Source organism: Pontibacter chinhatensis, assembly GCF_900113285.1.
Lineage (GTDB): Bacteria > Bacteroidota > Bacteroidia > Cytophagales > Hymenobacteraceae > Pontibacter > Pontibacter chinhatensis.
The window spans coordinates 251,658-274,363 of record NZ_FOOT01000001.1 but is presented as its reverse complement, the minus strand read 5'-3'; the positions used below and the strand labels follow the sequence as shown (position 1 = coordinate 274,363).

Genomic DNA, 22,706 nt, shown 5'->3' with positions numbered 1-22,706 from the left:
AACGTATAAAGGGCAGCTTTTATACTTACCTTGCAGCCGGTTTATACTTTCCTCATGAAAAAGCCGAAGCCTGAGCCCTTGCCCATACAGGAACTGCTGCAAACGCAGGAGCTGGCCGTGTGGCCCCTTCAGGATTTTGCCAGCGAGCTTTCAGCCGTGCCCCACCGGCACAACGCCTACCAGCTTATCTATGTGCAGGAAACCAGGGGAGGCGACAACCTGATTGATTTCAGGCGCTACGAGATGGTTGCTGGCCGGGTATTTCTGTTGGGGCCGGGGCAGGCGCACCAACGGGTGGCCCGGCAGGAGCAAGGCAAGATTGTGGCTTTCCGGGAGAGCCTGTTGCAAACCACGGGCCTGACGGCGCATGAGGTGCTGGTGCTTTTCGGGGCCGCCTACCAGCACCCGTACCTCGACCTGCCGCCGCATTTACAGAAAACCTTCGAGCAACTGGTGCAACTGATGGAGCAGGAGTTGGAGATGCCAGTTCCGGATTATACCATTCTCTCGCGCCTGCTGTATACCTTGCTCCGGTACCTGCTCCGCGAGGCGCACCTGCAGATTGCTCAGCTCACACCCGGCCGGTACAGTGAACGTATCTTTCAGTTGAGCACGTTGGTGGAGCAGCATTTTAAGGAGCATCTCCCTGTTTCCTACTACGCTGAACGCATTGGCATTACACCCAAACACTTAAACAACATCTGCAGGCAATCACTGGGTGTGACGGTAGCTGACATGCTGCACAACAGGCTGCTGATCGAGAGCAAGCGACTGCTATACTTCAGCACGCTGTCGGTGAAGGAAATCGCCTACAGGCTGGGTTTTGAGGATGCCTCTTACTTTGTGCGCTTCTTCCGCCGGATGACCGGCATTCCCCCCCTGCAGCTGCGTCAGCAACAGGCTGGTTCCAAAAGTACCATAGACGAGGCTGATAATGCCATGACCTGAGCTGGCCCTGGCCGTACATTTGCAAATTCAGGAGATGACGGCTATGAACCAGAATAATAATTTAAAAGCGATTGCCATTGGCTCGCTGGCCTGTGTGTTTTTCAGCTCTACCTACACGGTCAACAGCTATATATCGGCGGAAGGCGGCCACTGGGCCTGGACGGTAGCCCTACGCACTACCTTTCTGGCTATACTTTTGGTCCCCCTACTGATGGCCCAAGGCAGGCTGAAGCCGCTCCTGCACGTCATGCGCCAAAACCTGTGGGTGTGGGTGGGCTGGGGCGGACTGGCTTTCGGGATTGTGTACATTTTCCTTACCTCTGCTGCCTTTTTTGGTCCGGGCTGGCTGGTAGCTGGCGTGTTCCAGTTTACCATTGTGGCCGGCATCTTACTTTCCCCGCTCATTTACAAGGATGCCCGCGGGCGCATCCCAGTACGGGCGCTGCTGCTGTCGGTGCTCATACTTGCCGGCATTGCCCTGATGCAGTGGAGCCAGCGCAATGGCAGTTACTCCCAGCAAGACCTCTGGATTTGCGTGGTGCTGGTGCTGATTGGGGCTGCGCTGTGGCCGCTGGCCAACCGCAAGGTGCTGCTTCACACCGAAGAGGAAAGCCAGAAGTTGAACGCCATGCAGCGCGTGGCAGGGATGGCCATCGGCAGTCTGCCCGTGCAGCTTTGCCTTATGATCTACGGCTACAGCGAGGCCGGGCTACCCGGAGGGTCGCAAGTAACCGGTACGCTGGTCATCGCGCTGAGCTCCGGGGTTATCGGCGGCGTTCTATTCTTCGTGGCCATGAACATGGTACGCCACAATTCCGCAGCTCTGGCCGCCGTGGAAGCTACCCAATCCATCGAGATCATTGCTACGCTGGTGGGCGAGATTATACTTCTGGGCATTGCCTGGCCAGGACCGCTGGCTAACATGGGCATGCTGCTGGTGATGGGCGGACTGGTGCTCTACAGCATCCCAGCCCGCCAGAAAGCTTTCCGCCTTCGAAAGGTGCGGTTGCGCTAAATTAACTTTGCTTTCCCGTCACAGCTACCATCATCTCTGGAGCCGTTGCCTTTGGCGCTGCAACGTTGCGCTTCTGCACCGGTTTCAGCCCAAACGGCACTCTGAGCCAGTTGAGGGGCATAACCACGTAGCGCACCAGCAGAAAACAAAGTATAAAAGTGCTCAGGCTGATGAAAGTAAACTTAGCGCCAACGCTCCAGTCTGCCTCCAGCAGGTAAAACGCCAGTGCCACGATAACCGTTTGGTGCAGGATGTAGAAAGGGTAGACCATTTCGTTGGCCTGCGCCAGGTACTTATGCTTGCGGTTGAGGTGCTGCATGGCAAAGCCCAGGATAGCCATAAGCCAGAACCAACGGTTGCTCTGCCGGATGACATAGTATACGTCCAGCGCTGCGCCATTCAAATCGACATCCTCAAACCAATAGAAAGTATAAAGTATGGTAACGGTGGTGATGGCCATACTCAGGCTGTGCCAGCGCAGCCGTCTTACCTTGTCCTGCAGCTGCGGCAGCTTCATCAGCATAAAGCCAATCAGGAAAACCGAAATGTAAAGAAAGTGATTGGCCCAGTCGTCGATGAGGGCGTTGGTAGCCGGGAAGCGTTGGTTTAGAAGGATGCCGCCTATGCTTAGCCAAATGGCCGGCAGGGCCAGCAGCATCCAACCTTTTATACTTGCCCCGTTTATACTTGTGCGGCGTAGGTACATGAGCAGGGGTAAGAGCAAAAGGCTGTAGCAGAAAATGTAGGCCAGGTACCACAGGTGGTGCCAGCTAAAGTTGCCCTCCGGGTAAGGCTCCAGCGCAAAAACAGAAGGGTAGAAGCTCAGGTAATCGGAGGCCGTGCCCTGCACCACGCGCTCAAAGTATACCTGCGGCGGCACGATAAGCAGCATGCCCACCAGCAGCGGCACGAAAATCCGCTTCAGCCTGTCTTTGGCAAAGGTGCCGGCGCTGCGGTAGCCCATCGCAAAGTATACGCCCACTCCCGAAACAAGGAAGATGAGCGACATGCGCCACTGGTTCATAAACAGCATCGGCCGCTCCAGCGCCTCGCTGATCTCGGGATTTTTAACGTGCCACTCCCAGCTCACGAAGAACATGCCGGTGTGGTAAAAGATGAGCAGCGAAAAGGCCAGCACCCGCAGCCAGTCGAACTCGTAACGTCTGATTTTATCTGATTTTTCCATAGCAGTAGGTTTTGAGCAAACCTAGTGATGGAGGCCACAAATGGAAGAATCTCCCTGTAAGTGCGAGGTGCTACTTTATAGGGAAGTACTCCAACTAACTCAGAATGGCCTTTTTCCGGTACTCGCCCGGTGTCTGCCCCGTCTGCTTTTTAAAAGCCGCGCTGAAAGCCGACTTTGACAGGTAGCCTACCTGCTCGGCCACTTCCTCCACCTTCAGGTGCTGCTGGGCCGGGTCTGAGAGGATGGCTTTGGCCTCTTGGATGCGCAGCTCGGCCAGGTACTCAAAAAAACTCTTGCCCAGTCGCTCGTTCAGGCTCTGGGAGAGGTAATGCGGCGAGGTGCGCAGCTGCTTGGCCAGGTTTGGGAGTGAGGCCGATGGCTGGGTGTAAAACTTTTCCTGCTCAGCCGCCTTCAGTCTCTGCAGCAAATCCTGCTTTGCCTCTTCGCTCAAGGCCGACTTTTCATACTTTACCTGCACCACCGGCTGGAAGAAAGCCGAATCGGTAATGATTTTAAAACTGGCAAAGAAAAGCTGGAGCACCAGGAAAACAGCCAGCAGGTGGTCGCCCAGGTCACGCTCGTAAGTTAGCTTCACGAAAAGTATCATGAGCAGGGAGGCCACGAAAAAGTATAGCAGAAATTTGGCCCAAGAGTAAAAGTATGGATTCGGCGCATCGCCGGCAGGACGCTGCTTTCTGAGAAGCCGGAAGCAAAGACCGATGTAGATAACGACGTGCAGTATGGTGAGCTCATTGACATACCTGGTCAGGAGCAGTGGGTCCCAGTCGAGTGTAATGGTCACCGGAAGGTACTCCCAATCCGGAAAGTATGCGCTGATGTAGGCGTTATACTTTACTGCCTCCGTCTGGACGTAAAACAGCACATGGTAGAGCAAGTATAGCCCGAAAGGTATAAAATGCAGCCATTGCCTGCGCGTCCAGTTGTTGCCGTTCAGGCTGCGGAAAAGCAGGTAGGTGAGAGGGCCGATGGCAAAATTGGCCGGCTCCGAGAAATCCACCAGGGGCAGCACCCGGAACATCAGGCCGCTGTAGCAAAGGAAAACCTCCAGCACCAGTGCCCCGAACGTGAAGGCCAACGCGGCCAGCAGCAAATGATGGTACGGCTGCCGGTGCGGCCGCCTGGCCAGAAACAGCAGGCTCAGGAAAAAGCCCTGCACCACACCCACCAGCAGGATGGCTGCAAACCAGTCAAACCGGAAAAAGGATTCCTGAAGAGGCATGGCGTGTGTTGGTGGTTTATACTTTTACAGGCTAAAGCTATAATTAAATTTTAATTTATACTTACGGTCCCGGGAAAATCCGTGGGCAAACAAAAAGCCCGGACCAACTGGCCCGGGCTCTACTAACTAAACTACAAGTATTGGTTGCGGATTATCGTCCGCCAGGTCTGCCGCCCCAGTTACCCGGGCCACGGTTTTCATTCATGTCCGGGGCACTGCCGCTAATGAACTTGCGCAGGTTGTAGGTAAAAGTCACCATAAAGTAGCGCTGCAGCACCGTAGACTGCACGTCCTCGATGTAATCGGCGGCTACGTTACGCTGAATGCTCACGTTCTGCTTCAGCAAATCGTTTACGCTCAGGCTAACCTCACCCTGCTGGTTCTTGAAAATCTTCTTGCCCAGGCTCATGTTCCAGAGCACATAGCTCTTGTCCACCCCGGCAGAAAGGCCGCCGTTGTACTGGTGGTTCAGCTCGGTGCGGTATACCAGGCCTTTCCAGAAAATCGTATTCAGGCGCAGGTTCGTGCTGTGGGTGTAAAAGTCGTTGTTCTGGGTAGTGCGCAGCGTGTTGTCTACCATGTTATAGCTACCTGTGGTCGAGATGTTGAAGTCCACTTTCTCGCTGATGTTGCTGCTCAGGTTCACGCCTAGCCTGAAGTTGGTGTTGTTGGCGTAGTTGAGCTCTTCGTCAATCATACCCGGTGTTCTGGAGTAGCCAACTGAACCGTTTAGGTTAAAGTTGGTGCTGATGAAGTTTAATGGCTGGCCGTAATTAAAGAACGTCCGCACGCTCCAGTAGCCGTCCAGGTTCTCCGGACGGGAGAAACGGGCGCCAGGGCGGTAAGAGTAATCCTCCGGCAGGTCAAACGGTACGTCTCGGGTATAAATACTGTTGGTGATGTAATCCTGTGTCATGGTACCGAAAAGGCCCATGAAGAACACCCTGTTCGTCTCCGCGTTGAATGTACGGAAGCGCATAAACAGTCTGTTCTCATACTCCTGCTCCAACGCTGGGTTGCCTATGCGTGGCTGCAGCGGGTTAGAGATGTTGAGCACGTTCTGCAGCTGCTCCACCGACGGTTCGCGGGTAGAGGTGCTGAAGTTCACGCGGATGTTTTTCGACTGCGAGAACTTATACTCATACTCGGCCGACGGAAGCACGTTGTTAAAGTCGCGCTTCAGGGGCTGCTGCTGCGGGAACTCGCTCTCGCCGCGCAGGGTAGCCAGCTGGTAGCGGGCATTCAACTGGAAGCTAGCCTTATCAGTTCTGTACTGGTAGCTTGGGCCAAAGCGCTGCGCAACGTAGTCGCTGGTGAACGTGTTGCTTAGCGGCATGTTAAAGCTGTTGTAGCCTTCGCCCTCCACCATGTCAAAGGTTCTGCGGTCGGAGTCGTTGGTGCGGTTGCTGATGTTGTACTCCAGCTGCAGGCGTGAGTTTTCGCCCAGGCGCTGCGAGTAATCCAGGTTACCAGACCAGGAGAAGTTGTTACGCTCCGAATCGATGAACTGGTTGCGCGTTACGTCGCGCTCTGGGTTCAGGAAGTTGGAGGTATTCTCCAGCTGGTAGCCTTCTCCGTTGGAAGTGTTGTAACGCGTGTCAAATTCAGCTGTCAGGATTCTGCCTGAGTTGCCGAAACGGTGGGAGTATAAAATATTGTTACCGAAGTTAATGCTGTTGGTCTCAGAGTTGTCCGAGTTCAAAGAGTTAGTCAGAGTCTCCGCGTTAAGGATGTTGCTGGCATTACGACCTGTCAGCGACTCGTTTCGCTGCACCGTCAGGCTTGGCCTTACCAACAGGCGGTTGTTCTCGTTGATGTTATACTGCAACCTGAAGTTAAAGCGGTGCGCGTCGGTCAGTTCCTGGTTCAGGCTGTTTTCAGTATAAGTGGTATCGCTGTTCACAAAGTCGCGGAAGCGGTACTGGTTGTTGATCACGTCGCGGTTAGAGTAGTTGTAGTTACCGCTCACCTGTATCCTTTTGCCCCAAATGTCATTGTAGTTCAGGCCAAGGGTGTTCGTGTTGATGACGCCGTTCGGGGAGCCGCCGCCCCAGCCTCTCCGGCCACGCATACCGCCACCCGGAGTCTCACCGATTGAGAAATCGAACATGTTGATGTTATTCGTGAGCCCGGTTACGGTCAGGCGTCTGTCGCCGTTGAAGTAGTTCACCACGGCACCCAGCATGTAGCGCTCGTCGGTGCCGTAGCCAGCCGACGCCTTGCCCATATAGCCTTCTCGCTTGTCTTTCCGGGTCACAAAGTTCAGGGTCTTCACACGGTTGCCATCGTCAAATCCGCTGAAGGCGGCGCGGTCGCTTTGCGCGTCGAACACCTGCACGCTCTCCACCATGTCAGCCGACAGGTTACGGATAGCAGAATTCACATCTTCGCCTACGTAGCGCTTTCCGTCGATCATCACCTGCTGCACGTCCTCGCCCTGCGCCTGCACGCGGCCGTTCTCCACGGTTACGCCCGGCATTTTCGTTACCAGTTCCTCGGCGCTGGCGTCAGGGGCCGTTTTGAACGCTTTGGCATTAAACTGGGCGGTATCGCCTTTCTGCTCGCCCAGCGGTGCCCGGCCGATGATCTGCACTTCCTGCAGGCCCGTGGCCGCATCGCGCAACATGAGCTGGCCCAGGTTTACCGGGTTGCCGGCTACCTGAAAGTTTCTTGTAAAGTTTTCAAAGCCGATGTAGTTGATTTCCAACGTATACTGTCCCTGCGCCACGCGGTCGAACCGGAAGCGTCCTTCGCCATCGGTGGCAGTCACGGATTTAGCGGCGTCGGAGGTGCGGGTAAGTACGACATTGGCACCAGGCAATGGGGTTTTGTCACTGTTGCTCTGCACGACGCCCGTTACGGTGGTTGCCTGAGCAAATGCCTGCAGTACAGCTACAAGCATTAACAAGGTGGTAAAAAGCCTCTTCATGAAATGGTGTGAATGTTATATAGTAAGTCTTGCAGGTTTAGACACCGATATAGCCGGCTGGTTTAATCCACTCTATTAAATATTTTTAATGTTGATTCCCCGGGCGGGGCAGCGTTTTCAGGAGAGATGGGAATAAGTATTTATACTTACTGCAAAACTTAAAACAAATGGCAGATCAGCAGGTTACTTTTGTAGTCGGATGCGTATAAAGAGCACCTGCAGAAGATCTTCCTGAGGGAGCTTTCCGCAATCATCATTACCACTCATTTTCCACTAAAAAACGTTAACTGCTGTTCTGCCAATGGCTGTATTGCAAGTCATATCCACCTTTCTGAAACGGAGGCTCGTGATGCCGGTATCGAACCTGCTTCGGCAGGGGATGACCCCGCGCACCTTGGCCGCGACCGTGGCGGTGGGCAGCGTTATCGGCATCATTCCCGCCCTTGGGGTTACCACCTTGCTGAGCACGGCCGTGGCAGCGCGTTTCCGCCTGAATATTGCGGCCACAGTCTTGGTGAGCTACCTGGTGCAGCCCCTGCAACTGCTGCTGGCTATTCCGTTTATCCGGCTGGGCATTTCCTTCTTTGGATTAGGAGAGCTACGCCTGACACTGGCCGAGATGCAGGCCATGTTTAAGGCCGACTGGCTGGATGCGATCAACAGCCTCTGGATGGCAAACCTGGCCGGTATCGCGGCATGGGCCATGCTCTCGGTGCCGACAGGGGTGGCGCTATACTTTATGCTGCTGCCGCTGCTGCAACGGGTGCTACCAAAAACGGGACTTTCCGGGGCAGGGGGCAGTGTGGCGTAGGCTATACTTCAAAAAACCTTTCTATTATACACCATCAGAAGTATAAATCACCGCCCTTTCGGGCCAGATATCAAACAACAAGTATAAAACTCAAGTTGCAATTAGTTTAATGGGAAGGTGTAAACCCGCCCCTCCCAAGAGGGAGATTCCTGATTGTGTAGTATAATTCCCCTCTTGGGAGGGGTTAGGGGTGTGTTAATCGCAACTTGAGTTATAAAATTGCTGCTTTGTTTGTATCCAAAGTATACCTGGAACCAGACACGGCACACGTTAAAACAAAACAGCCAGCTCCTTTGCAAAGGGGCTGGCTGTCTTCTTATACTTTAAGTATACTGCTGCTTAGGTTGTCTCCAGAATCTGGAACAGCTCATCGAGTTTCGGCGTCAGGATGATCTCGGTACGGCGATTTTTCTGGCGGGCTTCTTTGGTCTTGGCCTCATCCAATGGCACGTACTTCGAGCGGCCTGATGGCGTCACGCGGGTTGGGTCCACGCCGGCATTGGCCAGGATGCGCGTAATCTCCGTGGCGCGCAGCACACTCAGGTCCCAGTTGTCCTGCATGCCTACCGTACCTCTGGCTATCGGCACATCGTCGGTATGTCCTTCTACCACCACGTTCACATCCTGCTGCTCTTTGAGCACGGCAGCCAGCTTGCGCAGGGCATCCACGCCTTTCGGGTCTACTTTGGTAGAGCCGGAGTTGAACAGCAATTGCTCTGCAAGCGACACGTATACTTTGCCGTTGCGTACCTCTACGGTCAGGTCTTTATCGTTGAAGCCAAGCAGGGCATTGCTCACGCGGTTGCGCAGGTTGGCCACGGCGGCATCTTTCTCATCCAGAATGCGCTGCAGCTCGGCCAGCCTTGCCTCACGGGCTTTCAGGTCAGCGTTCAGGCGCTCCACCTGCGATTTGCTCATGTTCAGGGTCTCGCTCAGTGATTTTCCCTCTTTCAGGGCTTTGGCCAGGCTCTGCTCATACTCCCGTTTTTCCTGCTCCAGTTTGGCGCGCTCTTCCTCCAGGCTTGCCTTAGCTGCCTCCAGGCTCGATTTATCTTTCTCCAGCGATGATTTTTCTTTTTGCAGACCAGCCTTATCCACCTCGAGTGCATTTTTACGGGCCATCAGGTCGTCATATTTCTTTTTAGAAACCACGCACGAGGAAAGCGATAAACTACCGGCAAGCAGTAGGACAGAGGCTTTGAATAGATGTTTTCTCATTTCCTTTAGCTAAACGTTATAATAGGGTGTAAGCAAATATAGTAAAAAACCTTTAACTGCTCAGGAAATTGAGTTCGTATTGCGACTGGCTCTGCTCCCCGGCTTTGGTGGCCGCTGCCTCCCAGCCAATCATGGCCATTTTGCGCTCAGAGCCCCAGCGGTACTCTCCAATGCCGCCCACGCTTTTGATGACCCGGTGGCAAGGAATTAGGAAAGCGATGGGGTTACTGCCAATCGCCGTGCCCACGGCCCGGCTGGCAGTGGACTGATTTATACTTTTGGCCAGGCTGGCGTAGGAGCAAAGCCGCCCCTCGGGGATGCGCAGCAGGGCTTCCCATACTTTTAGCTGAAAAGGCGTGCCGCTCAGGTGGAGTTTGATTTTGCCGCTTTCCTGTGTGAGCGCATTGCTGAAAAAGGCGCTTACATGCCCGTGCATGCTTGTCTGCTCCTCCACCAGGTTTGCCTTTGGCCAGGCTTGCCGGAGTTCCTGCAGGGCCTGCTCCGGGTGCTGGTAAAAGTGGAGGTAGCAGATTCCTTTATCCGTAGAGGCCACCAGGTATTGCCCAAACTGGCAGGAGCCGAAGCTATACTTTAACTGCAGCTGCTCTCCCATACTTTTAAATTGTCCCGGCGTAATGCCCTCTATACTTACAAACAAATCGTGGAGGCGGCTGCTGCCGGAGAGGCCTGTTTCGAAGGTTGCCTCCTGCAGCGTGGCACTTTGGGCAAGTATACTTTTGGCGTGCTGCAGCGAGAGGTACTGCAGAAACTTCTTCGGGCTAACGCCGGCCCACTCGCTGAATACCCGCTGGAAGTGCTGCGGGCTCAGGTGCACGTAATCGGCCACCTCGTCCAGGGACGGTTGCTGCAGCGCATGCTGCCGGATATAAGCCAATGCTTTCGCTACTGTTTCGTAATGGTTCATGCTAGCAATTAGCTAAATCAACGCTATACTTTCAACCCGAATCTTGCGGATTTTTCAGGTGGGACAAAATAAAAATCCCCGGCTATGTGGGCCGGGGACTTCTTTATACTTTTCTATTGTCCGGTGTTGGCTGCCGCATCGGTGGCATTGAAGAAACCCTGCGGGTCGGGCATTTTCTCGGAAAGCTCCAGGATGTACGCATAGTCTATGGACGACATATCAATAGAGCGGCTCTTGTGCAGGTAGTCCCAGGCCTCCTTATACTTCTTCTCCTGATACTTTACTTTAGAGATGTTATACAGTGCGTAAGCATTATTGGGGTCTGCGGCTGTGGCGGCAGCCAGGTAGCCGGAGGCTTTCTTCAGGTCTTTCTTCTTTTTCTTCTCCTGGTAAACGGCCAGGTAAGCAGCAGCAGCATCAGAGAGCAGCAGTGCGTTTTTGCCGTCATAGGTCAGCGCCTTCTCATACATGCGGATAGCGGTTTGGTTATCGCCACGGGCAGAGGTTACCAGTCCAAAGGCCCAATAAGTATCCTTGTTGTCAGGGTTCAGGAGCCAGGCCAGGTTAAAGCGGTACATGGCCGTGTCTACCTGTCCCTCGTTCAGGTACTCCCAGCCGCGCTCCATGAAAAACTTGCTGGCCTCGCGGCGGTCAGTGAAATTCTTGTCGCTACTGGTCAGGAATTTCTCGTCCTGCTTCTGCTCGGCCTCGGTTTTCTGTTTCTCACCGAACATCGGCAACACCCGTGGGCTTAATGGGGCTGCCTGCTCCTGCGCAAAGCCTGAGGCCGTGGCGATAAAAAGGGCTACAATGGCTAAAAGGATTCTTTTCATATATGCTGTTTTATACTTTCGGGGTGAGCTGCTTTGGCAGCAGCTGCCTATTTTACTACCCTATAAAAGTAACACAGCCAGGCTATACTTGCAAGTTACTGTTTGCTTTGGGCCACGTAAATCCCCTCCGGGTCCTTTTCCTGCTCCAATAGCGCCGAGATAAACGTCTGGTCCTCCTTGCTCTGATCGTGGCGGATGCTGCGGTGCAGGTACTCCCAGGCCGTACCAAACTCATACAGGTAATAGCTGTTGATGGCCAGCTTGTAGTACACGTCTGCCGCATTCTCAGGCGTATGCTTCAGCGCCTGCTCCAGTAGTTTTTTGCTCTGCTGCAGATCATCTACCGTGCTATACTTGTAGAACCGGGAAAGGTGGGTGGTGGCAATGTCGGTGAGCAGGCGCGGGTTGGTTTTGTCTTTATCCAGGGCACGGTACAGAATGTAAAGCGCTTTGTCATACGCCTGCTGCTGCCCGTACACCAGCCCGTAACCCCAGTATACTTCCGCGTTGTTGCGGTCCAGCAGCCAGGCGCGGTTAAAGTATACCATCGCCGAGTCGAGCTGCTCTTCGTTGAACTTGCGCTTAGCCTGCGCCACGTAATACTGGCTGCCCAGCTGGCGTGACTTAAATGTCTCTTCGCTCTTTTTCAGAAAACTGTTCTGGGCAGCTACCGCCTGCTGCGTGGCCGGCGCCATGGGCGGGATAACCTCCTGCATGGTGAGGCGCGGGCGCTGCGGCTGCGGCGCCTCGGTCACGGCGTTTTGCATATTACAGCTGCTCATGCCTATCAGCAGTGTTCCTGCCGCAGCTATCCAATGTCGCATTTTATACTTTCCTGGTTCTGTTATCTAACGCCACAGCAGTCGCTTTAGTGCAGGCTGGGGCTTTTTAGATCTCAATTGAGTATGCAGGAAATTAATTTGCGACAACTGACGTTTAATTATCGACAAGTTTCGTATATTTGAAAGTATAAACGATGAACGCCATGGGACAAGCCTTACCTTTAGACAGCAACCTGAGTTACAGGTTGATAGACGACAAAGATGTGTTCATGCTCATCAGCACGGTGCGCGAGGGCATCAAGTATAGCCTGTTCCAGAAGATTGCCGACATGATTCCCTTCAGCCTGAGCGAGTGGTCTCATTTTTTGCATCTTTCGGAGCGTACGTTCCAGCGCTACAAAAAAGAAAAGCGCACCTTCGACCCGCTGCACTCCGAAAAGATCCTTGAAATAACGCTCATCTACAACAAGGGCATCGAGGTATTTGGCGACAAGGCCAACTTTGACGCCTGGCTGGAGGCAAAAAATGTCGCCCTGGGCGGGCTCAAGCCAAAAGAACTCCTCGACAGCACTTTTGGTATCGGCCTGCTGCGCGATGAACTCACCCGCATAGAACATGGCGTGCTGGCATGATCGTGTACCGCCTCAGCCGCGGCCTTTACCGTAACGACCTCTCGGGAAGAGGAGCCGAGATAGCAGGGGGCCGCTGGAACAGCAAAGGCACCGCCATCCTTTATACCAGCGAATCCATCGCCCTTTGCACCGTTGAAGTGGCCGTGCACATGCCACTGGGCATTGTCCCCAAAGACTATTACCTTGTCCGAATCGAGATTCCAGACTCCGCAAGTATAAAAGAGCTCCCAGAAACAGAACTACCCCACGACTGGAAATCCTTTCCGCACGCCAATAGCACGCAGGAGCTGGGAGATGACTTTGTGCAGGAAGCAGCGCATCTGGTGCTGAAAGTGCCCTCCGCCACAGTACAAGGTACCTATAATTACCTCCTCAACCCCCGTCACCCCGATTTCCACCAGGTCAAGGTACTCGACTCCGTTCTCTTTGAGTTTGATAAGCGGCTGTTTGTGAAGGAGTAGGTGGAGCAGTGTTGGGTACTCTTTTCCTTGAGAATGGTGCTGATAAGTTCATGAAGTGCCGGGTGCAACCACCCCTTGCCCCTCCTTGTTTAAGGCGGGGAGCCTGTTATTACTCGTGCTGAAGTATAAGTTTCGTAGTTACTGCCCCTACAAAGTATAAACCTGCACACCCAACCATTTGCTGGCGCGGGTTTGCAACCCGTGCCTTTTTAGTGAGGTCGGATTTGTAATCCGACTGGGGCGGAGGCCCAAATTATAGCTCGTTACGAGTGTGGACGCTCGCGCCATAAAACAGCTTGTTTATGAATGTTCACAACTGTAAACACCCCAATAGAGCTTTGCTCGCAAGCTTCGAAACTCCTGTTCTCGCTTGTACTCAAGGGGACAGTTATACTTGCTACTCTCTCTGTCATCTCGAGCAGGGCAAGAGATCTATCGGGAATTCCTACCAGATCTCTCCCGATGGTCGAGATGACAGCAATGGCCGTGGCTACCGAAACTGTTCCCAGCCTTTGGGTTGAGCGCCTTCTAGATTTGCGGTTTCGCTTCAGCGAAATTGCGACGTCAGGAGCAAAGGAAATGTAGACAGCGCGATGCCCGAAGGCGAGCCCTCTCGGGCTTGAGAGCTCCAAAGTATAGATGCAACATTAGCTCATGTAAGTCTGGAGGATGAACGGCAGCTAATAAGGATAGCTTGGTTCAAGTGAAAGGAAGCAGCGGCTAGAAAGTATAGACCCAAAGTATAAATGGGGAAGTATAAAAGTATAGCCAAAGTATAAAGTATGGCTTTTAAAGCCAGTCAAGTTGCAAACTCGACACCATCATAGGACACAAGTCTGAAGACTTGCGCCAGAAATAATGGGGTTGTATAAAAGTATGACTTACTCAGGCTCGGAACTCTAAGTATGATGGATTCCGGACAAAAATGCCCGGAACAGCCTAACCACCCTTACAACTCATACGTCACCCCCATTTGTGCGATGGTCACTGGCCAGTTGAGCTCATCCGTAATTTTAAGGCGCAGGGCCTCGCTGGCTTGCGCTTCGCCGTGGTTCAGGAAAGTTTGAAAGGGCGCTTCCTTAAAATGGCTCAGCCACCACATCAGCTCACTCTGATCGGCGTGGGCTGAAAGGGAACCGATTTGCCTTACCTCGGCCAAGACTTTATAATAATTGCCGTGAATCTTGAGCTCGTCTGAGCCGGAACGAAGCAGGTTGCCACGGGTACCGGGTGCCTGGAACCCAACTAAAAGGATGGTGTTCTGCTTATTGCCAAGCAGCCTTTCCAGGTAATAAAGCACACGGCCTCCAGTAACCATGCCGCTGCCCGCAATCACAATCTTAGGTCCTTTTTTGTCCAGCACACGCAGGCTCTGCTCAAACTGGCGCACTACGTTCACATCGCGCATCATGGTTTCGCACTCGCTGTCGGAAAGGCTGTGCCAGTCGCGGTGGTGCAGGTATAGCTCGGTTACGTCGATGCCCATTGGCGTATCGAGGTAAATGGAGATGGGAGGGATGCTTTTCTCCTCGCGCAGCGTATTGAGAATTAGCAGCAGTTCCTGGGCGCGCTCTACGGCAAAGCTCGGTATCACCAGCACGCCGCCTTTCTCATAGGTATGGTTCACGACCTCCGCCATTTCTTCATACGCCGAAATCTGACTGTGCTGCCTGTCGCCGTAGGTAGACTCCAGCACAAGAAAATCAGCGTCGCGCAGCAGGGCGGGCGGGTCCATCAACAACGGCTTCCGGCGCCCCAAGTCCCCGGAGAACACAAACTTACGCCCCTGGCACTTCAGCTCCACGATGGCCGAGCCAAGTATATGGCCGCTATTGCGGAAACAGAACTTGAAGTCTTCGTTCAGTATCACCCATTCGCCCGCGCTGTGCACTTCAAAAAGCGGCATGGTGCGGTCTACGTCCTCTTCCGTGTAAAGGGGCCGGGCAGGACGGTGCTTGGTGTACCCATACTTGTTGGCCTGCGTGGCGTCCTCCTCCTGTATGCGGGCACTGTCGCGGAGGATAACATCAGCCACATCGCGGGTAGGGGTGGTGGCATGAATGGGGCCGGAATAACCGTTTTTCACCAGCACCGGCAGGTAGCCGCAGTGGTCGAGGTGGCCGTGGGTAAGTATAACCGCGTCGAGCTGTTCCACATCCACCGGAAGCTTTTCCCAGTTCAGGAGACGCAGCTGCTTCAGGCCTTGAAACATGCCGCAGTCAATCAGTACCCGGTGGCGCTGTGTGCGGATAAGTATTTTGGACCCAGTTACGGTGCCTGCGCCACCCAAGAATTGCAATTGTATCGGTTCAGTTTCTGGAATCATACTTAGCTAAAATTGGTGGATGTATGGGCTTAAAGGTAAACAGCTGCTTGTAAATAAAAGCTGACACGCATCAACAATATAGATAAAAAGCAATACAACTATAAGGAAAATGGCGGTATACGTTGAGACACTTTATTTAACGGTGAAATAACAAAAGGGCTATACTTTGTTTGCGGCTTCGGCTTACCTTTGCAGCATGAAACGCATCACCCTGTTTATGCTTGCCCTGTTGCTGTCGGGGCAGGCCTGGGCGCAGGTAGACACCGCCCAACATGTGGAGCCGGGACGCCGGAACAGCCCCGAGCAAATGCAGAAGCCCTATGTCATCATGATTTCTGCCGATGGCTACCGCTACGACTACACCGATAAGTATAACGCCACCTACCTGAAGGAGCTTCGCGAGCAGGGGGTGCAGGCTGAGTCGCTGGTGCCATCATTCCCGAGCAAGACCTTCCCCAACCATTATACATTGGTAACAGGCATGTATCCGGCAACGCACGGGCTCATCAACAACTATTTTTACGACCCGCAGCGGCAGGAGCACTACTCCATGCGCGACAGAAAGCAGGTGGAGGACGCCCACTGGTACGGAGGCGTGCCGCTTTGGGTGCTGGCCGAGCAAAACCAGATGCTTTCGGCAAGCTACTATTGGGTAGGATCCGAGGCGCCGGTTCAGAATACCCGCCCCACCTATTGGTTCAAGTATAACGAAGGCATCCCTTTTGAAGAGCGTGTAAAAACCGTGGTAAAATGGCTGAACCTGCCGGAAGAGCAGCGGCCGCACCTGATAACGTTCTACCTTCCGGAAGTGGACCACGCCGGCCACCGGTTTGGTCCGGATGCCCCAGAGACGGCACAGGCTGTAAAGGATTTGGATGAGCGCCTGAGACAACTGACCGAAGCCGTGGCCGCTACAGGTCTGCCGGTGAACTACCTGTTTGTGTCTGACCACGGCATGATACAGATAGACCAGGAAAACACCTTGCCGCTGCCTGCGGCCGTAGACACGGCTAAATTTCTGGTATCGGGTGGCGGCATGGTAGTAGAGCTTCACGCCAAAGACAAAAAAGCCATCAAGCCAACCTATAAAAAGCTGAAAAGGGAGGCGAACGGAGCTTACCAGGTATACACCAAAGGCAACCTGCCCAAGCACCTGCACTATGGTAAGAAAGCCGATAAGTATAAACGCGTAGGAGATATTTTGCTGCTGACCGATGCGCCGAAGGTATTTCATTTCTCCAGCCGCAAGCCATCTCCTGGCACGCACGGCTACGACCCGCAGGCTGTAAAGGAAATGCACACTGTGTTTTATGCATGGGGTCCGGACTTTAAGGAAGGCGTAAAGACAAGCTCGTTCAGCAACGTGCAGGTATATGACATTGTAGCCAAGCTGCTTGGGTTAAAGTATAGCCATAAGATAGATGGAGATGACAACATCTCGAAACAAGTTCTGAAACAGAAATAAACAAAGAGCCGCTAAGCAATTAGCGGCTCTTATACTTTTAGCAGGTTAACAACTCTTATCTGCCGCCGGGTAAGTATATCTGCAGGCCCAGGGCCAGGTTCAGGCCGGACTCGCCGTTACCGACAGAAATATCGGCGCTGGTACGGGTATAACCAAGTATAGCCTCCAGGGCTACGTGCTGCGCAATAAAGTGCGCATAGCCTGCCCGTAGGCCCCACACGCCCGAGAAAACAGAGTCACCTTCGCTATCTTCTTCCGAGCTACCGCCAATACCTACCACGCCCTCACCAAACCAACGGCCCGTGGCTGAAGCGCCTTCAGGAAAGTAGTAACGTATAAACGGCGTCAGGCCGTAGCGGAAAGTCTCGCCTCCGTCGTAGATATCCAGCCCCAGCTGCACTTCCGTACCGATGGCTGCATTGTCGCTGATGAAGTAGCCGGCGCGTGGGTTAATGTTTAAGGAAAAGAAATCAGATTTGAAATTGAAACCCACATTGCCGAGGGTAGCGCCGATTATCCAGTTGCCCTCCTGTATGGCATCATAGGCTACCGGAGCTGATGTTTGCGGTGCCCTGTCCTGAATTTCTTCTGTAACTTGAGCCCTGGCGCTAAAACTTAAAAAGGTAATAAATGCGATGAGTAGAGATACTTTTTTCATAGCCTTCTTCGTGAAAGTGTAACATAGTATTTGCACCATTTTAAACTATAATGGTACTTAATTTAACGAGGTCGGCCGTACTAAGTTGGTAGATTTGAGTATAAAGAATTGTGTATCAGCAACAATTTAACTTTAGGTGGCAAGTTGTTTAAATTGATAAATTACAGTAATTGCACTTTTGTTTTTAGCAGGGCTATGCAGTTTTATACTTGCAGCTGAAGTATAAAGCTGCTACGGACTCAGTAGTATAAGACCACTCTGCGCAAGGCAGATGAGGGTGCGGCTGCAATTTCTGAAACCTGTTAGCTGCTTATACTTTCAGGCCCACATACTTCACTTCCGCTATTACAAATCCGCTTGCAGGTTTGGTTGGCATCTTGCTGATATCCACGCGCAGGTTCTGGGGCGGCACGATGTAGTGCAGCTCCCGGGTCAGGAATTTCAGGGAGGCTTTCATGGCCTCAATGGTTATCCACTCGCCGGCACAGCGGTGGTTGGTGTCAAATTCGCCGCCTCCCTGGGGTATAAAATCAAAGGGGCTGCCGCTCCAATCCTTAAACCTGTCTGGCTTAAATTCCTCAGGCTGGGGCCAAATCTCCGGATCATGCAGCAAACCGTACACATCGAGCAGCACCAGAGTGCCTTCCTTAAAAGTATAGCCACTCCATTCAAACTCGTGGCGGGGCCGCGCGCCCAGTAATGGCGTGAAAGGATACATGCGCCGCACTTCCTGCACAAAATGCTGCAGATACTCCTCGCCGCGCGTGTTAAGCTTGTGCTCCTGCTCGGGGTGCTGGTGCAGGGCCAAGGCAGAATAGGCTACATACGTGGCGATAGCAACGATAGGGCGCACCACATTCATCAGCTCCACAGCTGCTACCTCAGTGCTCAGGAGTTCTCCGTCCAAATCCCGGAACCAGGCAATCTGGTAGGCTGCAGAACTTTCCGGAACATGAAGTTTTCCGCTCCGGATATCGTTTATAATCTGCTCGTTCCAGCTTTCAGATCGCTTTCGGGCCTGTACGCCTCTCCAGTAGCGGGTCGTGATGCCGCCAAATCCGTAGATCATGGCCATATACTCTTCGGCGCGCTGCCTTACCTCACTGGGCTTCAACGGCACGCCAGCCCAGTGGCAGGCGGCCAGGCAGAAAATCTCACTTGCCTCATCCAGCAATATCACGCGGTCCATCTTCTCCCACTTGCGGGCATAGGCACGCCAGTAGCGCATCAGCAGCCGCATCAACTCCTCTATCCTGTCCCGCGACATAAAGGACATAAACAACGCCTTGCGGTGGTAATGCGCCTTATCATCCAACATCTGCACGCCATTTTTACCCATCAACGTCTGCTGCACCCGCTTAGGCACCACGTTTTTGCGCCAAAACAAGGTATTGTCGTAGAAGAGCTGGGCCGCATCTTTGCCATGTATACAAACGGCCTTTTCACCGAGCAGGCGTGTCTCGAAAATGTTGGAGTTATACTTTTCCAGACGGTTTTTGATGTAGGGATATCCTTCGCTTATCAGGCTTATCGCATCGTCTAACGTGGACTCGTGAGGGATGGTAGTAGGCATATGATGTTTGTTTTCAGAGATAGTACAAGCAGCAACTTTAGTGTTAGGCGTTACGATGGGATAGGAATGGGGTTATGGTGCAAATGAAAACGACCGGTCCTACAATGCAGGACCGGTCGTTTTTAAGTATAGAAGGCGTTTAAAATAATACCTTCCTGTTAGGGGAGGGCAACGCTAATGGTCACCGACTCCTCTGCCGTGTTACCTTGCTCGTCGGTGGCCTCAACCGTCATAATGTAGGCTCCCTCCGGTGCATCGGCCGGCAGCGACACGTTCAGGTCGAGGCTCTTCTGGCGGTTATCGTTCAGGAAATCGCTGATGTCGTCATCTTCGATCTCGCTGGTGCTGCCAGTGGGATTAGTTACAAAAACCTTGATGTTCTCCAGGCCCTGATCATCTGTAACGTTAGCTCTGAACACCACTTCATCGCCTGGGGCATAAACCGCGTTTTCGGTAGGGGAGCTAATGGTGATGGTTGGCGCCGTAATGTCCAAGTTTACATCCTCATCATCGTCGTCGCAGGCTACAAATGCAAAACTCAGGCACAGCAGGAACAACCAATTCAACTTCTTCATAGCTTGGATTAATTAAAATAAGTGAAATAAAAACTTTTGCTGTATAGCTGTATAGCAATATTCAGGAAACTAAGCTATACTTATAGTACAATACAGCCACTTTAAACGGGGATGTTTACCTAAGGTTATGACAAGTGCCGCAATAGCTTACTGAGCAGCCTCAGGCAATAAAAAAGGAGCACTGTTGTGCTCCTTTCTGTATCAGTTCGCTTGCCTGCTGGCTTTATAGTCGGCCATAATGCCCTCGCACAGCCAGTTTGCCAATGCCTGCCTGTTGTTGGGTATCACGAAGCGCCGTTGGTCTTTGTCGTTTTTGATGTTGCCAAGCTCCACAAACACAGTAGGAGGATGGCTATACTTTATCACGTACAAACTGCTGCGTGGCGTAACAGTACCAAAATAATCGCGGTTGGGCTGGTGCCGGTTATACTTAGAGGTGAAGACCTCATGAATGCGCTGCGCCAGTGCCTTGCCGTCTGAACTGTTTTCGTGGTGGTAAAAAAACACATCGATGTTCTGACCCTGGCTGCGGCTATCAATATGCACCGAGATCATGCGCTGATGCGCTCCTTTATGACGGGCAGCCAGTCGGTTTATATCGGCAACCCGGCTGCGCAGGCGTTCCTTCTGCCCATACGGGATAGGATTCCCAAAATAACCAACTTCATCTGTATCCATCTTCAGGATTGGCTCATCGCGAATCCCATCATCCGGGTCCTGAATGATCATGTAAGCGGTTGCGCCATGCTCCATGAGGCGGCGAGCCAGACGAATGGTCACATCATAAGCATACTCGTCTTCACTAAGCATATAGGGGCCATACTTTCCGATAGCCCCCGGATCAGGGCCGCTGTGGCCAGTGACCAAGTAAAAAACGGCTCCCTGCAATTGGTTATCCTTTACCTCAACGCGCTCATAGTTCTTGCCAAAGAGGGGCTCCACGAGCACTGCCGGGGCAGCCTTAGCAGCAGCAGGCGTTGCCTCGGAAGCGGCACCTCCAGCAGAAGCTGTCGGTAGTAAGTAAGTTCTGCCGGCATAAAGGCTATTGTTCGATCCCAAATTATCCTGGTTCAACTCCAGAAACGAGTTCAGATGCTCCGAAGGCTCCAGGCCGTGGCGCCGCAGCAACAGGTAAATACCATCGCCTGCTTCGGCAACCACCTCCGTGTGACTTTGGCTGAAAAGGGGAGAGGAGAGAAGAAAAAGGGTGATAAACAGTAATAGTTTTCGCAAGGCTTCTAAAGTTTTTGGCGTTCATAATCTCTTACGAACTGGCAGTGGAAAAATTATACTTGCCGTAGCTCTGAAAGCTATGAAACTATAAATTTATACTTTTTTAAAAATAAACACACAGAAACCTTAAGTAAAGCGCGTTAGGCAGCTGAAATGCATGCATAGGAGAGGGGCAAGCCAGTCGTAAAAAAGGCCTCCCATCAGGAGGCCTTGAAAGTATAAGAAAGAGGAGTTTATCACTGAGACACCACCTTCAGCAACGTCCCTTTTTCCACGCGATCGGAAAGCTGCATGCCGTTCAGGACAGCGAATTCTTCCAGGCGGTCCTGTTTAATGTTGTTGTTCTGCAGCACCTGCGACAAGGTTGCGCTCTGTGGCACAGTAATAATGCGAATGCGCTCCGGCTTACGGTTTAGTTTGTCAGGCTCGGTGAGCTCGGCGAAATTCTGCATGGTGTTGGAGAATGTCTGAAAGTAATTATTGAAGTTGTTGGCAGTGGTAATACCCATGAGGCTATAATTATAGTTGCCATAGCGGATAATATAAGTCAGGGTGCGGATTACCTGTTGTTCCTGTTTCTGATCAGCTACCACAGCAATAGCGGGCAGCCCATTCACTGTAACACTCTTTGACTCAACTGGCTCCAGGTTAAAGTTCTTGAGCAATGTTTGAGCGGCTGCTTCCAGGTTATCGCCAGGCACAAGCATCAGGTTCATCATTGCACTGCCATCCTGAGGGGCCATCTGGAAAACCTGTGGGGAGTTTTGATACGCCCAGCCCGAAGGCACCGGGAATTTAAACTTGAGTTCCGGGTGATAGAACACACTGTTCTCTACGAAACCTTGCCGGGGATCTTCACCATACACAATACCGTCAATCAATTTCAGGTAGCTATCGCGGCCAACTTTGGCGTTTGTCAGGTTTTCCTTTTTCTTCCAGTCCTCGGCCAGCTTGTGAACGGTGGCATAGCGGTCAGCGGGGTTAGGGTGCGTGGAGAGAAAGTCCGGTATCATCTGGCCGCTGCTTTCCTGCTGCCGCTGCAGCGTCTGAAAAAAATCGGCCATCTGAGAGGCGTCGTAGCCAATTTTAGACGAATACTCAACACCAAGCTCATCAGACTCGCGCTCATCGTCGCGCCCAAACTTGAGGAAAAGCAAGCCAAGACCCTGGGAGAGTTCATTGCCCATCTGCGCAAGTTCAGGCGAGATAATCATACCGGTAATAAGGCCTAGCTGGGCCAAGGTGCTCTTGGATTGCTGCTGCACCGAGTGGCGCGCTGTAATGTGGCCGATCTCATGCCCAAGTACACCGGCAAACTGCGCCTCGTTGTTGAAGTGCGCCATAATGCCCCGCGTAAAGTATACATAACCACCCGGCAAGGCAAAGGCGTTAATCACGGGGGAGTCCACCACCTTAAACTCATACTTTAAGTTGGGCCTATGCGAGACAGCCGCCATGGCCTGGCCTTTTTGCTGGATAAACTGTTGCAGCGCTTTGTCCTCATACAACCCAAATTGAGCCAGTACAGCCGGATCGGACTGCGCACCCAAGGCAATTTCCTGTTCCTCAGACATCAGCACAATGTCCTTTTTGCCGGTGACGGGGTTGGTGGCACAGAAATTAAACAGCAACAGCACACCAGCCATTGCTGCACTAAACATATATTTTTTCATAGTTCCTTAGTCTGAAATTCCTCCTTAATAGAAGCCTATATAAGGATGTTATATATTTGTTTTGAACGGTGCAGCAATTCGATTAGTTGCAGATTTGCCGTTCCCGGTTTGTTGTTATTCGGTAGCTGCGACAATTGTCCATCTTCTGAAATATGTTTTTCTATTTAACATAAAGTACATTATGAGTGACACTTAAAATAGATGATTTTCATCGTACATTATA

At 52.5% G+C, this 22,706-nt stretch carries 19 protein-coding genes; 6 read left to right on the top strand and 13 right to left on the bottom strand.

The annotated features are described in order from the left end of the window. Positions 1 to 54 precede the first annotated feature (54 nt). The gene (locus BM040_RS01140) at positions 55 to 948 is read left to right on the top strand and encodes an AraC family transcriptional regulator (protein ID WP_092098184.1); all 894 of its coding nucleotides are present in this window, start codon (positions 55 to 57) and stop codon (positions 946 to 948) included. A 43-nt stretch (positions 949 to 991) separates the two neighbouring features. Continuing rightward, entirely contained in the window at positions 992 to 1,963 is a 972-nt protein-coding gene (locus BM040_RS01135) for a DMT family transporter (protein WP_175490940.1), read from the top strand. A gap of 1 nt (position 1,964) precedes the next feature. Here BM040_RS01135 and BM040_RS01130 read toward each other — a convergent pair whose 3' ends face one another. The 3 genes from BM040_RS01130 to BM040_RS01120 form a co-directional block, all read right to left on the bottom strand. Further along, positions 1,965 to 3,149: an acyltransferase family protein gene (locus tag BM040_RS01130; RefSeq protein WP_092098180.1), complete on the bottom strand. Its 1,185-nt coding sequence runs from the start codon at positions 3,147 to 3,149 to the stop codon at positions 1,965 to 1,967. Positions 3,150 to 3,243: 94 nt separating this feature from the next. Continuing rightward, positions 3,244 to 4,389 (bottom strand): helix-turn-helix transcriptional regulator, encoded by a 1,146-nt coding sequence (locus BM040_RS01125; protein WP_092098179.1) that lies wholly within the window; start codon positions 4,387 to 4,389, stop codon positions 3,244 to 3,246. A gap of 151 nt (positions 4,390 to 4,540) precedes the next feature. Next, positions 4,541 to 7,291, bottom strand: a complete 2,751-nt coding sequence (locus BM040_RS01120; protein ID WP_092098177.1) for a TonB-dependent receptor — start codon at positions 7,289 to 7,291, stop codon at positions 4,541 to 4,543. Positions 7,292 to 7,619: 328 nt separating this feature from the next. On the opposite strand from BM040_RS01120, the gene BM040_RS01115 reads away from it, so the two are divergent. Further along, positions 7,620 to 8,129 (top strand): DUF2062 domain-containing protein, encoded by a 510-nt coding sequence (locus tag BM040_RS01115; RefSeq protein WP_092098175.1) that lies wholly within the window; start codon positions 7,620 to 7,622, stop codon positions 8,127 to 8,129. Positions 8,130 to 8,468: 339 nt separating this feature from the next. Here BM040_RS01115 and BM040_RS01110 read toward each other — a convergent pair whose 3' ends face one another. The 4 genes from BM040_RS01110 to BM040_RS01095 all read right to left on the bottom strand — a co-directional run bounded on the left by BM040_RS01110 (position 8,469) and on the right by BM040_RS01095 (position 11,929). Beyond that, positions 8,469 to 9,347 carry an OmpA/MotB family protein gene (locus tag BM040_RS01110; protein WP_092098174.1) on the bottom strand — a complete coding sequence of 293 codons (879 nt, stop codon included), beginning with the start codon at positions 9,345 to 9,347 and terminating at the stop codon, positions 8,469 to 8,471. A gap of 52 nt (positions 9,348 to 9,399) precedes the next feature. Then, positions 9,400 to 10,272, bottom strand: coding sequence for a methylated-DNA--[protein]-cysteine S-methyltransferase (locus BM040_RS01105; protein WP_092098172.1), 873 nt, complete (start codon positions 10,270 to 10,272; stop codon positions 9,400 to 9,402). A gap of 113 nt (positions 10,273 to 10,385) precedes the next feature. Beyond that, positions 10,386 to 11,105, bottom strand: a complete 720-nt coding sequence (locus BM040_RS01100) for a tetratricopeptide repeat protein (RefSeq protein ID WP_092098170.1) — start codon at positions 11,103 to 11,105, stop codon at positions 10,386 to 10,388. A gap of 95 nt (positions 11,106 to 11,200) precedes the next feature. Further along, the gene (locus BM040_RS01095; RefSeq protein ID WP_092098168.1) at positions 11,201 to 11,929 is read right to left on the bottom strand and encodes a tetratricopeptide repeat protein; all 729 of its coding nucleotides are present in this window, start codon (positions 11,927 to 11,929) and stop codon (positions 11,201 to 11,203) included. A gap of 161 nt (positions 11,930 to 12,090) precedes the next feature. Between BM040_RS01095 and parS the strand changes: the two genes are divergently transcribed. Together parS and BM040_RS01085 are read left to right on the top strand one after the other, a co-directional pair. Then, on the top strand, positions 12,091 to 12,519 hold the full coding sequence (gene parS / locus BM040_RS01090; protein ID WP_092099421.1) for a type II RES/Xre toxin-antitoxin system antitoxin: 429 nt from the start codon (positions 12,091 to 12,093) through the stop codon (positions 12,517 to 12,519). Further along, a complete protein-coding gene (locus tag BM040_RS01085; RefSeq protein WP_092098166.1) occupies positions 12,516 to 12,980 on the top strand; it encodes an RES family NAD+ phosphorylase in 465 nt (154 codons plus the stop codon). The genes parS and BM040_RS01085 overlap by 4 nt, the downstream gene beginning before the upstream one ends. A gap of 949 nt (positions 12,981 to 13,929) precedes the next feature. Here the strand turns inward: BM040_RS01085 and BM040_RS01075 are convergent. Continuing rightward, entirely contained in the window at positions 13,930 to 15,306 is a 1,377-nt protein-coding gene (locus tag BM040_RS01075) for an MBL fold metallo-hydrolase RNA specificity domain-containing protein (RefSeq protein ID WP_092098162.1), read from the bottom strand. Between the two features lie 196 nt (positions 15,307 to 15,502). Between BM040_RS01075 and BM040_RS01070 the strand changes: the two genes are divergently transcribed. Beyond that, complete coding sequence (locus tag BM040_RS01070) at positions 15,503 to 16,771, top strand: alkaline phosphatase family protein (RefSeq protein WP_092098160.1); 1,269 nt, start codon at positions 15,503 to 15,505, stop codon at positions 16,769 to 16,771. A 55-nt stretch (positions 16,772 to 16,826) separates the two neighbouring features. Here the strand turns inward: BM040_RS01070 and BM040_RS01065 are convergent, their stop codons facing one another. The 5 genes from BM040_RS01065 to BM040_RS01045 all read right to left on the bottom strand — a co-directional run bounded on the left by BM040_RS01065 (position 16,827) and on the right by BM040_RS01045 (position 22,483). Further along, the gene (locus BM040_RS01065) at positions 16,827 to 17,429 is read right to left on the bottom strand and encodes a hypothetical protein (protein WP_092099420.1); all 603 of its coding nucleotides are present in this window, start codon (positions 17,427 to 17,429) and stop codon (positions 16,827 to 16,829) included. A gap of 310 nt (positions 17,430 to 17,739) precedes the next feature. Beyond that, entirely contained in the window at positions 17,740 to 19,002 is a 1,263-nt protein-coding gene (locus BM040_RS01060; RefSeq protein WP_092098158.1) for a CYP152 family fatty-acid peroxygenase CypC, read from the bottom strand. 158 nt (positions 19,003 to 19,160) lie between these two features. After that, positions 19,161 to 19,577, bottom strand: coding sequence for a DUF4625 domain-containing protein (locus BM040_RS01055; protein ID WP_092098157.1), 417 nt, complete (start codon positions 19,575 to 19,577; stop codon positions 19,161 to 19,163). A 201-nt stretch (positions 19,578 to 19,778) separates the two neighbouring features. Then, positions 19,779 to 20,810, bottom strand: a complete 1,032-nt coding sequence (locus BM040_RS01050; protein ID WP_092098155.1) for an N-acetylmuramoyl-L-alanine amidase family protein — start codon at positions 20,808 to 20,810, stop codon at positions 19,779 to 19,781. 236 nt (positions 20,811 to 21,046) lie between these two features. Next, positions 21,047 to 22,483 (bottom strand): M48 family metalloprotease, encoded by a 1,437-nt coding sequence (locus BM040_RS01045; protein WP_092098153.1) that lies wholly within the window; start codon positions 22,481 to 22,483, stop codon positions 21,047 to 21,049. Positions 22,484 to 22,706: the final 223 nt, after the last annotated feature.

What these genes read in the sequence shown, in the direction of transcription:
- BM040_RS01110 (WP_092098174.1), bottom strand. Translation starts at nt 9,347, where the DNA reads ATGAGAAAACATCTATTCAAAGCCTCTGTCCTACTGCTTGCCGGTAGT.
- BM040_RS01115 (WP_092098175.1), top strand. Translation starts at nt 7,620, where the DNA reads ATGGCTGTATTGCAAGTCATATCCACCTTTCTGAAACGGAGGCTCGTG.
- BM040_RS01130 (WP_092098180.1), bottom strand. Translation starts at nt 3,149, where the DNA reads ATGGAAAAATCAGATAAAATCAGACGTTACGAGTTCGACTGGCTGCGG.
- parS (WP_092099421.1), top strand. Translation starts at nt 12,091, where the DNA reads ATGGGACAAGCCTTACCTTTAGACAGCAACCTGAGTTACAGGTTGATA.
- BM040_RS01075 (WP_092098162.1), bottom strand. Translation starts at nt 15,306, where the DNA reads ATGATTCCAGAAACTGAACCGATACAATTGCAATTCTTGGGTGGCGCA.
- BM040_RS01070 (WP_092098160.1), top strand. Translation starts at nt 15,503, where the DNA reads ATGAAACGCATCACCCTGTTTATGCTTGCCCTGTTGCTGTCGGGGCAG.
- BM040_RS01100 (WP_092098170.1), bottom strand. Translation starts at nt 11,105, where the DNA reads ATGAAAAGAATCCTTTTAGCCATTGTAGCCCTTTTTATCGCCACGGCC.
- BM040_RS01120 (WP_092098177.1), bottom strand. Translation starts at nt 7,291, where the DNA reads ATGCTTGTAGCTGTACTGCAGGCATTTGCTCAGGCAACCACCGTAACG.
- BM040_RS01060 (WP_092098158.1), bottom strand. Translation starts at nt 19,002, where the DNA reads ATGCCTACTACCATCCCTCACGAGTCCACGTTAGACGATGCGATAAGC.
- BM040_RS01055 (WP_092098157.1), bottom strand. Translation starts at nt 19,577, where the DNA reads ATGAAGAAGTTGAATTGGTTGTTCCTGCTGTGCCTGAGTTTTGCATTT.
- BM040_RS01135 (WP_175490940.1), top strand. Translation starts at nt 992, where the DNA reads ATGAACCAGAATAATAATTTAAAAGCGATTGCCATTGGCTCGCTGGCC.
- BM040_RS01085 (WP_092098166.1), top strand. Translation starts at nt 12,516, where the DNA reads ATGATCGTGTACCGCCTCAGCCGCGGCCTTTACCGTAACGACCTCTCG.
- BM040_RS01105 (WP_092098172.1), bottom strand. Translation starts at nt 10,272, where the DNA reads ATGAACCATTACGAAACAGTAGCGAAAGCATTGGCTTATATCCGGCAG.
- BM040_RS01045 (WP_092098153.1), bottom strand. Translation starts at nt 22,483, where the DNA reads ATGAAAAAATATATGTTTAGTGCAGCAATGGCTGGTGTGCTGTTGCTG.
- BM040_RS01065 (WP_092099420.1), bottom strand. Translation starts at nt 17,429, where the DNA reads ATGAAAAAAGTATCTCTACTCATCGCATTTATTACCTTTTTAAGTTTT.
- BM040_RS01095 (WP_092098168.1), bottom strand. Translation starts at nt 11,929, where the DNA reads ATGCGACATTGGATAGCTGCGGCAGGAACACTGCTGATAGGCATGAGC.
- BM040_RS01125 (WP_092098179.1), bottom strand. Translation starts at nt 4,389, where the DNA reads ATGCCTCTTCAGGAATCCTTTTTCCGGTTTGACTGGTTTGCAGCCATC.
- BM040_RS01140 (WP_092098184.1), top strand. Translation starts at nt 55, where the DNA reads ATGAAAAAGCCGAAGCCTGAGCCCTTGCCCATACAGGAACTGCTGCAA.